The following is a 13964-nucleotide window of genomic DNA, read 5'->3' as shown; positions in this document are numbered from 1 at the left end:
CGCCATTTATGGCGACCCCACGAATAATTAAAGCGTGCCGGTGCCGCCGTCGGAGCACCAAACCTGGCCGGAGGTGAAGCTGTTTTTCACATCGGCAAAGGTGACGTAGAGCGGGGCGATTTCAGCCGGTTGTCCCGGACGGCCCAGCGCTGCGGATGCACCAAACTTCTCCACTTTCTCTTGCGGCTGTCCGCCACTTACCTGCAGCGCGGTCCAGTATGGGCCAGGCGCGACGGCATTGACGCGAATCTGTTCTTTACCCAGTTGTTTTGCCAGCGCTTTAGTGAAAGCGACAATCGAGGCTTTGGTCTGCGCATAATCCAGCAATATCGCACTAGGATCATAAGCCTGCACTGAAGAGGTATTAATGATGGAGGAGCCCGCTGGCAGATATTTCAGCGCCGCTTTGGTAATCCAGAACATTGCATAGACGTTGGTTTTGAAGGTGGCGTCAAAGTCTTCAGTGGAAAGCGTGCGGATCGATTCGTTAAACTGCTGACGTCCGGCGTTATTCACCAGAATATCCAATCCGCCCAACTGTTCAGCAGCTTGGTCGACCAGCTTCTGGCAGAACTCTTCGGAGCGAATGTCGCCCGGAATCGCCACCGCTTTGCGGCCTTCGGCTTCAATCAGTTTCATTACTTCAGCCGCATCGGCTTCTTCTTCCGGCAGGAAGTTAATGGCCACATCGGCACCTTCGCGGGCATAAGCGATGGCCACGGCACGACCAATACCGGAATCGCCGCCGGTGATAAGCGCTTTACGGCCGGTCAATCTGCCGGTACCACGATAGCTGGTTTCACCATGATCGGGACGGGGATCCATTTTGCTCGCCAAACCTGGCATCGGTTGCGTCTGCTTTTTAAAAGGCGGAACCGGATACGCTTCAGTAATTAAGGTTTTATTGGTGGCTTGCGTTGTCATATATATCTCCTTGTCGCATGAGGTGAATAAATTAAGCCTGGCATAAATGTGATATTTGTCACGTTAGAAAGTGAACAATCAGATTTATTAAGACGAAACGGCAGGTTGAGGGGGTTAAAAATGGAATGCAGTTACGTAAGGTTATTAACGGTATTTATTTCAGATGGATAAAACTGAATGGGATAATTCTGAGGGCGTCCATGCCCTGGCGGGATTCCAAGGTGCTGTGTGCTATTTACAGCGTTGATGACTACTTCTTACCGCCTTTCTTGCCTGCTTCTGACGCTTTAGCGGGATCGTCTTTGAAACTACCGCCGCTTTTTTCTCCGCCTTTTTTACCGGCATCTGACGCTTTCTTTTTATCGTCAGCGAAATTACCGGAACCGCCTCTATGCTCAGCCATAAAACATCCTCTCGTGAGTTGTTGTTGCATGGCGGAAATAACTTCTTCAACGCCATGCCCGTGCTGCAAATTTAAGATTAGCGAGCTTCAGATTAATCACAAGCGGAGCGGAAGTGATTATTTATCGCTCGCTGGCGGGATGTTAATAAAATAAGTGCCGCTGTAAGGAATCGGTAAGAAATCATGGAAAATCTGCTGCAATGTCTTTTCAGGATCTATGTCGGCAAACAGCTGTGGATAGAGTGTCTTAGCCATAAATTCTGTCGCCGCGATGTGCCACGGGCTGAGGTAGAAGTTCATCCAGATCACCGCCGAGCGGCCATTTTTCAAGGCAGATAATTCACGTAAACCCTTTTGCTGCGCCGTCAGCTGTTTAAAACTGCTGAGCACGTTTTCTGGCGCCACTTCTGGCCCTAATTTCAGCAAGCCCTGCGAGGCATTATCGCCAAAACCGGTAGCAAAGTAGTACTGCGGCTGCGCGGCGATCACGCTCTCTTCACTCAGGCGACCAAACACGCCGTGCTGCGTTTTATTAGCGATATTGTCGCCGCCCGCCGCGTTGAGTAATTCGCCGAGGCTGCCATTGATCGCCGTCACGCAGCACTCGTTACGGCGTCCGAGATGCAGTTGCAGCAGCACCGAAGGCTTTGCGCCCTGATACGTGGCTAAGCGTTCACGAATCACCTGCATATGCTGATCGTAAAATTGATTAAACGCCTGCGCGCGGGCTTGCTGATTCAGCACTTCACCAAAAATTTCCACGCTGCGGCGGGTGTTTTTCAGCAGATGCACACGCAAATCAATCTTCACCACCGCGATATGTGCCGCCTTCAGCATGTTGACTAAGCGCAGGTCGGCATCATCGTAGCGCGCCAGGCTCGGCAAAATCACCACGTCCGGTTTCAGCGCCAGAATCTGCTCGGGATTAATGGCGTTCGGCCCGCCGGAACCGAGCGACGGGATTTTCAGCATCTGGGGAAACTGGCGCGCAAAGCTGTTCCAGGTTTGGCTGTCGTACTTCTTCAGATCCTGCGGCCACGCCACAATATGCTGAAAAGGATCGCCCGGCTCGAGCAACGCCAGCGTATACAGCATGCGGCTTTCGCCCAACACGATACGCTGCGGATGATCGGGGATCTCAACGCGATTGCCGTCAATATCGGTGATGGTTTTCGCCCACGCCGCGCTACTTATTAGTAACAGGAAACCGGCCAAAATCGTGGCAAGCAGGGAAGGCGCACGTCGTGCGCCGATGGTAAATATCGAATCAGAATTCAACGCTGGCCTCGAGCATCAGGTTGCGGGTTTCTCCTTCACGCACGCGCAGATTGCCGCCGCTGGAGGTGTAATAGTGCTTATTAAACAGGTTGTTCAGATTGAGTTTCAGTTGGGTTTTTTCGCCAAACAAACGGTTGTTCCAGGCGATAAAGCTGTCTGCCACCACATAATCGGGCATGTTAAAACTGTTTTCCGGATCGCCAGCACGCGTTCCTACATAGCGCGCGCCGCCGCCCACGCGGAAATCGCCAGGAACGCCGGGGATCGCCAGATTATGACTCAGGTAGAGCGCGCCAGAATGGCGGGGCGCGTTTTGCAGGCGGTTACCGTTGTTAGCCGCGTTAACGCCATCATCAACAATCTCAGCTTTGTCATAGCTGTAGTTGGCGCTGAGATCCCATCCCGGCAGCACTTCGCCATTTAACTCAAATTCCGCGCCGCTGGATCGGGCTTTATTGATGGCGCGCGTGGTGCCGTTAATGCTCAGCGACATATCGCGCTCGTCAATGCGATACAGCGCCACGCTGGCAAACAGCTTCGGTGAAATCTGCCATTTGCTGCCCACTTCCCATGTGGTGCCCTGTTCCGGTTTTCCGACGTTGCCGTCATCATCAACATCGGTCGATGGCGTGAAGGATTTACTCACGCTGGTGTAGAGCGAAACGTCCGGCGTCACCTTGTAGATCAAACCGGCCTGCGGCAGGAATTTGTTGCCTTCGCTGTCCAGCGTTTGCACCACCGGATCGAAGCCCTTTGAGGCGCGCTGCTCGTAATGCTGATAGCGCCCGCCGAGTACCGCGATCCAGTTATCCGTCAAACTGATGCTGTCTTTGGCATAGATTGAACGGCTGTGCGTGCGGTTGAGGTTATTAGCGTTGGCTGTGTTTTCGGTGCTGCTGTTGGTGATCGGCGACAGAATATCGTACTGAGGATTGTTGAAGTTAAAACCGGTGTTGGCTTTGCCCTGATACTGATGCGCGCGATAGGTTTGGATCATCTCGTAATCGGTACCCAATACCAGATCGTGCGTCATGCCCAACACTTGTTGTGAGCCAATCAAGTCCCAGGAAACGTATTTGGTTTTGTGGTTAAAGCCACGATTGGCATCGGCGCGACGCGTCACCACGCCGGTGGTGGGATTGACCGCCGTAACGCGCACTTCATTGTTATCGTATTGGCGCTGGTTCCAGCCGAGCGTAACCCGCGTGCTCCAGTCATCATTAAACTGCCAGTCATAATGGGCGTTGAGGGTTTTGTTGTGGCCCCACGCATGGTTGGCTTTGTCATCCAGGCGATCTTTGTAGCCAATATCAATCGGTTTGCCGTCGATAAATGCGGTGCCGCGATCGTAAGGAATGTCGTACTGATAATCTGAATAGCTAATCAGGAAGCTGGCTTGCTCACCAAACCACTGCAGCGAGGGCGCGATCAACGTGTGCTTTTCACTGCCAAAATTGCGCCAGTAATCCTGATTCTGTTTTTCCGCGATCAGGCGGAAGGCGAAGCCGTTGCCGAGCGGTCCAGTAACGTCCACGGTGCCCGCGCCGCCGCCTTCACTTGAGGTTCGGCCGCTGACTTTGGTGTGCCACTGATACTGTGGCTTCTTGCTTATCACATTGATTACGCCACCCGGATTCTGGATGCCGTACAGCAAAGATGCCGAGCCTTTCAGCACTTCAACGCGCTCGGTGGTGGCATCAAAGTTCAAACCCTGGCTGCTGCGCACGCCATCGCGATAGATCGAACCATCCGAATTGCTGCCAAAGCCGCGACGTACAAAGCCATCTTCGGTGCCGCCCAGCGTGTTGCCTTCCGTCACGCCGCTGACAAAGCGCATCGCATCGGTAAGACTCGACGCCTGAAAGTCTTCAAGTTGCTGCTGCGTCACCACGCTGACTGACTGCGCTTGGTTAATACGCGGCGTAGACGTTTTACTGCCAACCGAACTATTGGTGACGTTGTCACCTTGTGCGTTATCTTCCTGCGCTGAAACGGTGAGCGTGTGGCTATCATCAGCGGCAAAACTGCTGGCGGAACTACAGAGGCTAACGCCGTAAATCGCAGCAAGGGTGGCTGGATGGCGTTGAGATTTAAAAGTGAAGGACTTGTTGTTATTCATTCATCATTAACCTGGTTCAATGCAATTGAGAATCATTCAACCATGATGTAATGTAGTAGTAAATGGAAATAATCTCGAGGCTGTTACACTATTATTAATATAAATTCATTTACTTATATATTTTATGCTTGGTAGTAATTACGTAATTCACTACAAACCTTCAGTAATAATCTCACTCTTTAGAGAGCAACCAGCAGATGAGTCGTAATAGCATTAAAAGTCGTGTGGATGTTTTGGGTGAACGCTATCGATCGCGCGCGCCGACATTATCATCCAGCCTGCAAGCGGTGGCGCGCTACATCCATGACCATCGCGAAGTGGTTTTGGATGCCACGGCGATGGAAATTGCCGACGCCACCAACACCTCGGATGCCACCGTAGTTCGCGCGGTGCAGGCATTAGGTTTTGCCGGTTTGCGCGATTTGAAAACCACGCTGACCGCCTGGTTTGGCCCGGCGATGAACTCCGAAGAGAAGATGAGCGCCACCGTTAGCGAACTGTCGTGCGATATTAATTCGGGCATCGATTTTGTGCTGAGCGGCCACAAACGCGCCTGCGATGCGTTATCCGAACCGCACAATCGGGAAGCGGTCGCCAAAGCGGTGACGCATTTGATTGACGCACGTCAGGTGGCGCTGTTTGGCATCAATGCTTCGGGGATTTTGGCGGATTACAGCGCGCGTTTGTTTACGCGTATTGGGATTCCGGCGGTGACGCTCAATCGCTCCGGCATTGCGCTGGCGGAACAGTTGATTGAGCTGCAGCGTGGCGATGTGCTGATTATGATGGCGCAGAAGTCGGCGCACCGTGAAGGCATCACTGCACTGAAAGAGGCGAAACGTCTCGGCATGCCGATGATTTTGCTGACTAATGCACTGGATTCGGCTTTCGCTAAACAGGCGGATGTGGTTATCAACGTGCCGCGCGGCGGCGAGAATGGTCGTATGCCGCTGCACGGAACGGTGCTGGTGTGTCTGGAGATGCTGATTTTGTCGGTGGCTTCGGCGACCTCATCGCGTACGGTGAAAACCATGAAGCGTATTCAGGATCTCAATCGATCGCTGAAGCCATCCGGAAAAAAATAGCGCTATTTGCTGGCGCTGCTGTTTATAGCAGCGCCTTTGCCGAAGCCATTGCTGGTTACCAGCCATACCGCGCAGACAATCAGCAGCGAACCGCCGATAAATCCCTGATTGATCTCTTCGCCCAGCACTAACCAGCCCCATAAAATCCCAAACGGTGGGATCATAAAGGTCACGGTCAGCGTGCGCAGCGGACCAATATCGGCGAGTAGGCGGAAGTAGATGATGTAAGCCAGCGCGGTGCAGATAAATCCAATCGCCAGAATGCTGGCCCAGACTTCTGGAATTTGCCAACTCGCCGCTGGCGTTTGCGGTGCGCTAAAGGCAAAGATCGGCAGTAGAAATACTGACGCGCCGAGTTGACTACCAAAGGCGACTTTGGTGGCATCGAGACCGCCGCGTGCACCGATCCAGCGCTTGGTCAGGAAACCGGCAAAACCATAACAGGCGGTGGCGATCAAACAGGCTAAAATCCCGCCAATTAAAGTGCTGCTAAGATGCGCTTCTCCGGTGGTGCTGATGACAATAATTCCACTAAATCCGGCGATCATGCCGAGAACTTTATTAACTGTTAGCTTTTCGTCGAAGAAGGCTGCACCAATAATCACGCCCATTAATGGTGTGGTGGCGTTGAGAATCGCTGAATAACCCGCCGGTAACACGCGTGCCGCGAGGCAGTACATCAGAAATGGAAACGCCGAGTTGATGACGCCCAGCAACATCGCCCAACCTAATTTGCCGTCAAAGCGGCGCGGAATGCGCATCACCGCCATGATGAACAGTAAACCCAACATGCCGCAGAATACGCGTAAAAATGCGGTATTCACCGCGCCCAGCGCCGGTACCGCAATGCGCATGAACAGAAAACTGGCACCCCAAATCGCCGCTAAAAACAGCAGCCGCAACAAATCCGATGTTCGCATAGGTTTCACAATTGTTAAGAAAGAGTCGCGCACAGAATAGCAAACAACCCACTCCGTAGGGTCGCCATTAATGGCGACCGCTTCTCGCTTTGCAGAAATATTCCCTGCTGCCGCAATCATCATGTAGTATTTAGGAATTGATCATTTCCTAAATATACGGAGAGCGAAAATGTCAGCATCAGTTATCAAGCACGCGCCGGGCTGGACGCAGCCATTCAACGAGTTAGACGGGTTTTCCCATCATTACGCCACCGTTGACGGCGTGCGATTGCACTACGTCAGCGGCGGCAACGCAAATGGGGAAACATTACTTTTACTGGCGGGATTTCCGCAAAGCTGGTTTGCCTGGCGGCAGGTGATGTCGCTGCTGAGCGATCGCTATTTCATTATCGCGCCAGATTTACCCGGCCAGGGCGACTCGGACAAACCGCTCAGCGGCTACGACACCACATCGCTGGCGCAGAAAGTGCAGGGCTTGATGCAGCTGTTAGGTCACACAAGCTATTACCTTTCCGCGCATGATGTTGGCGCGTGGGTTGCCTGGCCGTATGCCACGCTGTTTAGCGATCAGGTGAAAAAGCTGGCGCTGCTCGATGCCGGCATTCCTGGCGTGACCTTGCCAGAATCGCTGCCCGCCACGCCGGATAAAGCGTGGAAAACCTGGCATTTCGCGTTTCATCTGTTGCCGGATTTGCCGGAAGCATTAATAGAAGGGCGCGAAGCAATCTACCTCGAGTGGTTCCTGAAACGCAAAGCGGCCAGTCCGATGGTATTTGGCGATGAAGACATGGCGGAATACACCCGTTTATTACAGCAGAAGGGCGCAATACGCGCCGGAATGGCCACTTATCGTGAAGTGACGGTTTCGGCGGCCCAAAACCGTACGTTGCTTCGTGAACGCGGCAAATTAGCCTTGCCGTTACTGGCGATCAGCGCCGATCAGGGTTCGATTCCGGATATGGCGTTGCCGTTGCGTGAATTCGCGGCGGATGTGACGGGAATTAAAATAGCGCACTGCGGTCACTTCATCCCCGATGAGCAACCGCAGGCGCTGGCAGATGCGCTGCGTGAGTTTTTTCGTTAAGTCTGATGTGAAATTTCTGATCCTCCACCCCGCGCTGTCTAAATGATTAACTGAGGGAGAAGCATGTTTGATATGGCTCCCTTTAGTTATGCATCAAAGTTGTTAAGTTTTTCTCCCCTGAAGTGTCCTGTTAACCACTAAGAATAATAAGACGTGTCTTAAGCGTTCTTATGAATCATCCCTTTTATTATTTCTGCAATAACAAACCAAAACATCTATCGCATAACGACTCATAAGGCATGGGGTTGGTCCTCCACGCTGGCGCACTGTTGTCCAAAGAAATGAACTAATTTAGGTACTTAATAAATGAATAAAAACTATCGCGTGGTATGGAATCACAGTTTGGGTGATTACATCGTCACGTCAGAATTAGCACGAGGAAAAGTGAAGTCTTCTGCAAGTTCTGTGGTGAATGACTTTGTTTGTCCATCACTTATCAGGATGATTTTTATTTCTTCACTATCAGCTTTAACTGTTAATCCGGCGTGGGCCGCACCTGCTTATGGTGAATATGCTTCAGGTTCAGGGAATATGTTGAATATCGATGGTAAAACGATTGATACAAATGAAATTGGAGCGCACGGTATATTTATCGAAAAGGGTGCGAGCGCGGATGTGAAAAACTCTGATGTTACCACCGCGGGAAGTAAAGCTTATGCTGTATATGCGGCAGGCGCGGGTTCCAATATTAATATTGAGGGCGGGAGTATTACCACTACTGGCGCAAATAGCCATGGCTTGGTGGCAGGTAATGGCGGTAAAATTTACGCCAATAATATAAAGATGAATGTAAGTGGAACCGGTCTCTATGCTAATGCCGCCACAGCAGAGGCCAAAAATATTGATGTTGCCAGCTATGGATACGGTGTGCATGGTTACGGCAAAGGGGCAGTTGTCAATATTTCTGACAGTAATGTCACTGTTGCAGGTAAAGGCGCTTATGCTGTGCTGGGAGAGAATGGCGCAAAAACAATCAGCAATAATGTGAGCTATTTTGCGGATGGAGAAGGCGCTTTTGGCGGTTGGGTAAACGGCGGTTCACAACTGGATATTATTGGTGGAAGTATTACCACGACTGGGCAAGGTAGTATTGGTGTTTATGGTAAAAGCGGCGCGCTAATGAATGCTGACGGTGTAACCATTACTTCTGCCGGGTACGGTGTTTACGCAGATAACTCTAAATTCAATATCAGCAATATGACGATAAATTCTACTTTAAATGCTATTTATGGTGCCGGGGCTAATACTGAGTTAAATATTTCTAATACTAACGTTTTTACTCAAGGTGATAACACATCAGGAATTTTCGTCAAAAATGGCGCCGTAGGCAAATTTGAAAATATTCATGTCGAGGTCAGTGGCGAAAAAACTTACGCCATTTATGCTGCTGGAAAGGATTCTAAAGTTGATATCAGTGGTGGTAGCGTTACCACCCAAGGTGTAAACAGTCACGGTCTTGTAGCAGGTGAGAAGGCTGAGCTCACTGTTGATACCCTGCAGATCGCATCGTCTGGTTACGGAATGTATGCGAATCAGTCAGTCATAAATGCGACGAACGTCAAAATAGAGTCTGCTACATCTGGTGTCTATGGTACGGGTGCTGATACTTATATAAATATCACTAGCGCTGAAGTTTCAGGTAAAGAGAATAATGGTGGCGCCGTTAAAATATCAGGTTCTGCCTCGGCAAATGTTTTTAATAGCAAACTGATAGCAACAGAACTCAATGCTTCAGGATTGGTGGCCTCTTATTCAGGGATGATTAATGCCCGTGATATCGATGTCGCCATCACGAAGGGGGCTTACGGATTAACTACATTCTTTAGCGGTAAAATTGATGTGCAAAATGCCAGCATCAACAGTTCATCTGGCGGCGTTGCTTTGTTTGCAGCTAGTGGTGGGAAGATAAATGCTGAAAATATTGTGATTGATATCGATAATGTATCTGGTTCGGATCGTGAAAGTGTCGCCATCTGGACGTCAAATAGCGATATAAATTACAGTGATCAGAACGTTACGGTAAATGATTCAACACTAAAAATTAAAGGTGATAACGCCATCGGCATTTTCACCAAAAATACGCGGAGTGACATTAATATCAATAATACAGCGATGCTTGTTGAGCATGGAACCGCGATTTTGGCAGAGAATGCAGCTTCAACTACGGTAAATTTGAATAACAGCACCCTTTTAAGTAAGAAACTAATTGAATCTAGTCGGATTGAGTCTGACAACAATGTAAGATCCATCATCCTCAATGCGAGTAATTATTCTGTACTCACGGGTGATATCGACATCAACCGTAATAAAATGGATGAAAGCGTACTTACGCTAAAGTCGGATTCAGCGTGGAGTGGGGCAGCAAATGGCCTGCAAACGCTTAATGTTGAAGAGGGCAGTCGCTGGAATATTACCGGCCATTCAAGCATAGATAACCTGAACGTTCGTAACAGCGTTTTGAATTTTGAACAGAATAATGTCAACTTTAAAACGCTGACGGTGAATGGCGACTATGTCGCGGATAATGCTACATTGATCATGAGCCTTGCGTTAAGTGATGATAAATCTGACGGTGATCTATTTCATATTACGGGCAATAGCAGCGGTATAACTCAGGTGCAGGTTCATAACGCCGGTGGTAAAGGGAGTAAAACCATTGAAGGTATTAAGCTGATAAAAATTGAGGGCTCACAAAATGGTGAGTTTAAGCAAGATGGTCGAATTGTCGCTGGTGCTTATGATTACGCATTAATTCAGGATAGTAATGGCTATTGGCGTCTGAACAGTAGCCTTACATCTGGCGACCCGGAAGAGGTGGGTGAAGATAATGGCGGGGAAGGTGATAGTGGAGAAGGCAGTGGGGATGGCAGCGTTATCTCACCCGAAAAACCCCAGCCAAAACGTACTCATCGTGCCCGCCCTGAAGTAGGGAGTTACATTGCTAACCTGGCGGCGGCAAGCAATATGTTTACCTTGCGTGCCAGCGATCGCGCCGGTATTACGGATTATTTCGACCCGATTACAGGAAAATACGAGAAGACAACGCTGTGGTTACGCAATAAAGGTGCCCACGGTCATTTTAATGAAAATAGCGGCCAGCTAAAAAGCACCACAAATAGCTATATGACCCAATTGGGTGGAGACGTAGCACAGTGGAGTTTGAACGGTACCGATCGATTCAATCTGGGTGTGATGGCGGGTTATGGTAATGCGAAAAGCTTCACCCGTTCAAAACTCACAGGTTACAGTGCAAAAGGGCAGGTGAATGGTTATAACACTGGTTTATATGCGGGATGGCAGCAGGACAGTGTAATGAAAACCGGCGGCTTTATTGATACCTGGGCGGCATACAACGGATTCAGTAATAGTGTCAAAGGTGAAGGGATCGGTCAGGAAAGCTATAAATCAAAAGGCCTTGTTACCTCAATTGAGAGTGGATACACCTTTACCTTTGGCGATGAAAAAAACCGCAGTTTGCAACCACACGCCCAGATTATTTGGATGGGAGTTAAAACGGCGGATTACACTGAGCAAAATGGCACGCGTGTACGCGCTACAGGCAATAATAATGTTCAAACCCGTGTTGGTGTTCGCGTCGCATTGGATGACCAGGAGAAATGGATAGACGCTAAAAATATGCGCTTTATACCTTATGCCGATTTGAGCTGGTTACATAACAGCCGTAAATTTGGCAGCAAAATGGATGATGTACTGATTGAGCAAGCAGGATCGCGCAATATCGGTACAGCGGAGTTAGGTCTTGATGCACAGCTGCACAAGAAAATAAACCTAACAGGCAACATAACGCAGACGGTGGGTGGGAAGGGCTTTAATGAGAGCAGCGCATCTCTCGGATTGCAAGTCAGCTTCTAATAAGTAGCCAGAACCTTTAAAAGCATCGCCCGAAAAGGCGATGCTTTTTTGTTTACTCAATCAAAACGACATCGTCACGCCAGCGTAATACGCGCGGCCCGGTTCGTTATAGGTCGACGCACCCGAATTCTCGCGGTAAATGCGTTTATCAAACAGGTTGTTGATACCGGCATTAGCCCGCAGGTTTTTAGTGATGTCGTAATTGACGTTCAGACCAAACACCGAGTACGGGCTGATTTCCTGCGTCGTCATGTTCGAGGTATCGATATTGGTCTCTGCATTCTGACGCGGTTTCTGGCGGCCATACTGCGTCCAGTTGATGTTGGCACTGAGATCCTGCGTCGCCTGCCACTCCAGTTGCGAGTTGATGGTGAATTCCGGAATCACTGACAGTGGATTACCGGTTTCCTTACTCTCGGAGCGGAACATGTAGGTAGCGTTGGAGCGCCATTCCAGCGTATCGGCAATTAAAGGAATGGTCAGATTACCTTCCAGTCCTTCGACAATCGCTTTGCCGCCGTTTTCCCAACGCAGCACGTTATAAACCGGGCGCGTGCTGGAATAAACCGGCTCGGTGCCCGACACAATCTTGTTCTTGTAGTCATTGCGGAACCAGGTGATGCCCGCGACATAGCCTTCGTTGCTGAACTCCAGACCAATCTCTTTGTTGACGCTGGTTTCGGCATCGAGATCATCGTTACCCAGCAGATAACATTGGCTGAGGCCAATCGGGCAGCCGTTGCCACGCGTCGAGAGCAGATAACCCGGCGTTGACTGATACAGGTTAGGCGCTTTAAACACCCGCGCAATACCGGCTTTTAAGGTGAAGTAGTCGCCTAACCCTTGTGAAACGTTCAGGCTTGGGCTCCAGTTCGCGCCAAACTGATCGTGATAATCAAAGCGCAGGCCCGGAATCACTTCGGTGGTGTCGGTGGCAGCAATGTTGTCTTCGAAGAACAGAGAACTGATGGTGGCGCTGTTTTTGCTGCTGCGCTGCGACGGATCGCCAGAGCTGCCTGGCAGATTGACGCCGCTGGCGTTGGACGCCAGCATTGATGCCGGATCGTTCAGCTCGTCGCGGTTCCACTCCGCACCCAGCGTCACGGTTTGATCAACCAGTAGCTGCAGCGGGAAGTTGATCTCTCCGCCCGCGCGATAGCTTTCCAAACGACTGGTGGCATACGTATCGCTGTTGATCATCCCTTCGGTACGACCAGCGGTGCCTTCCTGCAGGCGCGTATTATTGGTTTTCTCGTAGTTAAAGTTGAGCTTTGAGGTTCCCCAATCCCAGATACCGTTGTGCGCGATGCCGTAGCTCTGGCGATACATGCGGTTAGTTTCATCGCCGTACAACGATTCTACTAAACCGTCGGTGCTGGCGTTGCTGTTGCTGTTTTGCGTATCACCGGCGTAAATGTTGCCCTGACGGCTGTAGCCGTAAGAGAAGTCGACGATTTGTAGCGGCGTGATTTTCCACGACAGCACGGTATTGATGTCTTTATTGCGCACGCCTTCACGGCCCGCAGCGTATGAACCGTTTTCGGCGGTGTTGATATCGAACGCATCGGCATCGGTGCGGTTGATGTTGCCGTACAGGCGCATGGTCAACGCATCACCGGCCAGCGGGCCGCTGAGATTGAAGTTAGCGCGTCGCGTATCGCCTTCTTTGTCGTTTTCCGGCTGGCTGGTGTAGAGCGACAGCGAGCCGTGCCAGTCATTGGTCGGACGCTTGGTGATGATGTTCACCACGCCGCCCGCCGCGCCAGAACCGTAACGTGCAGCGGCCGGGCCACGAATTACTTCAATGCGCTCAACCATTTCCGCTGGCACCCAGTTGGTATCACCGCGTGAATCACGCTCGCCGCGCCAGCTGTAACGCACTGAGTTACGCGAAGAAACCGGCACGCCATCGATCATTATCAAGGTGTTTTCCGGGCCCATGCCACGGATATCAATTTGACGGTTATTGCCGCGGCTGCCGCTGGCGCCGTTACCGGTGAGGTTCACGCCGGGCATTTTGCGGATGATGTCGGAGAGGTCGTTAACAGGGGGATTTTTCTTGATGTCTTCAGCCGTAATGGTGGACACGCCCGGTTGCTGTTTGAGCTCCTGCTCGGCGGTGACGATCATTGATTCATCGTCAGCCAGCTTTTCTGTGGTTTCAGCTGCAAAAGCAGGTGACGTTAGCATTCCCGCTAAAAAAAGCGCAGTCGGACGCTTTTTGCCACGCATAGTTACATTCACTTAAGTTTTCTCCCTGTTACGTTAACAATTGTAA

The 13964-nt window shown here is 50.6% G+C and carries 9 protein-coding genes; 3 read left to right on the top strand and 6 right to left on the bottom strand.

Going from position 1 to position 13964, the window contains the following annotated elements; translation table 11 throughout:
• Window positions 1-27: 27 nt before the first annotated feature.
• The 4 genes from BM323_RS16195 to BM323_RS16180 form a co-directional block, all read right to left on the bottom strand.
• Entirely contained in the window at window positions 28-924 is an 897-nt protein-coding gene (locus BM323_RS16195; RefSeq protein WP_008110188.1) for an SDR family oxidoreductase, read from the bottom strand.
• Between the two features lie 250 nt (window positions 925-1174).
• Window positions 1175-1327, bottom strand: coding sequence for a KGG domain-containing protein (locus BM323_RS16190; RefSeq protein WP_008110189.1), 153 nt, complete (start codon window positions 1325-1327; stop codon window positions 1175-1177).
• 117 nt (window positions 1328-1444) lie between these two features.
• Window positions 1445-2605, bottom strand: coding sequence for an ABC transporter substrate-binding protein (locus BM323_RS16185; RefSeq protein WP_091004086.1), 1161 nt, complete (start codon window positions 2603-2605; stop codon window positions 1445-1447).
• Window positions 2595-4724 (bottom strand): TonB-dependent siderophore receptor, encoded by a 2130-nt coding sequence (locus BM323_RS16180; RefSeq protein WP_008110191.1) that lies wholly within the window; start codon window positions 4722-4724, stop codon window positions 2595-2597. Before BM323_RS16180 ends, BM323_RS16185 begins: the two co-directional genes overlap by 11 nt.
• A 197-nt stretch (window positions 4725-4921) precedes the next feature.
• Between BM323_RS16180 and BM323_RS16175 the strand changes: the two genes are divergently transcribed.
• Entirely contained in the window at window positions 4922-5809 is an 888-nt protein-coding gene (locus tag BM323_RS16175) for a MurR/RpiR family transcriptional regulator (RefSeq protein ID WP_008110194.1), read from the top strand.
• A 2-nt stretch (window positions 5810-5811) separates the two neighbouring features.
• Here BM323_RS16175 and BM323_RS16170 read toward each other — a convergent pair whose 3' ends face one another.
• The gene (locus BM323_RS16170; protein WP_036650112.1) at window positions 5812-6729 is read right to left on the bottom strand and encodes a DMT family transporter; all 918 of its coding nucleotides are present in this window, start codon (window positions 6727-6729) and stop codon (window positions 5812-5814) included.
• 169 nt (window positions 6730-6898) lie between these two features.
• Between BM323_RS16170 and BM323_RS16165 the strand changes: the two genes are divergently transcribed.
• Both BM323_RS16165 and BM323_RS16160 read left to right on the top strand, forming a co-directional pair.
• On the top strand, window positions 6899-7813 hold the full coding sequence (locus BM323_RS16165) for an alpha/beta fold hydrolase (RefSeq protein ID WP_008110198.1): 915 nt from the start codon (window positions 6899-6901) through the stop codon (window positions 7811-7813).
• A 306-nt stretch (window positions 7814-8119) separates the two neighbouring features.
• A complete protein-coding gene (locus BM323_RS16160; protein ID WP_008110201.1) occupies window positions 8120-11686 on the top strand; it encodes an autotransporter outer membrane beta-barrel domain-containing protein in 3567 nt (1188 codons plus the stop codon).
• Between the two features lie 60 nt (window positions 11687-11746).
• On the opposite strand, the gene BM323_RS16155 is transcribed toward BM323_RS16160, so the two are convergent.
• Window positions 11747-13918 carry a TonB-dependent siderophore receptor gene (locus BM323_RS16155; protein ID WP_154183520.1) on the bottom strand — a complete coding sequence of 724 codons (2172 nt, stop codon included), beginning with the start codon at window positions 13916-13918 and terminating at the stop codon, window positions 11747-11749.
• Window positions 13919-13964 lie beyond the last annotated feature (46 nt).

Source organism: Pantoea sp. YR525 (genome assembly GCF_900116775.1).
Taxonomy (GTDB): Bacteria; Pseudomonadota; Gammaproteobacteria; order Enterobacterales; family Enterobacteriaceae; genus Pantoea; species Pantoea symbiotica.
The sequence above is the reverse complement of the archived record's forward strand: the minus strand, read 5'-3'. Positions and strand labels throughout refer to the sequence as shown.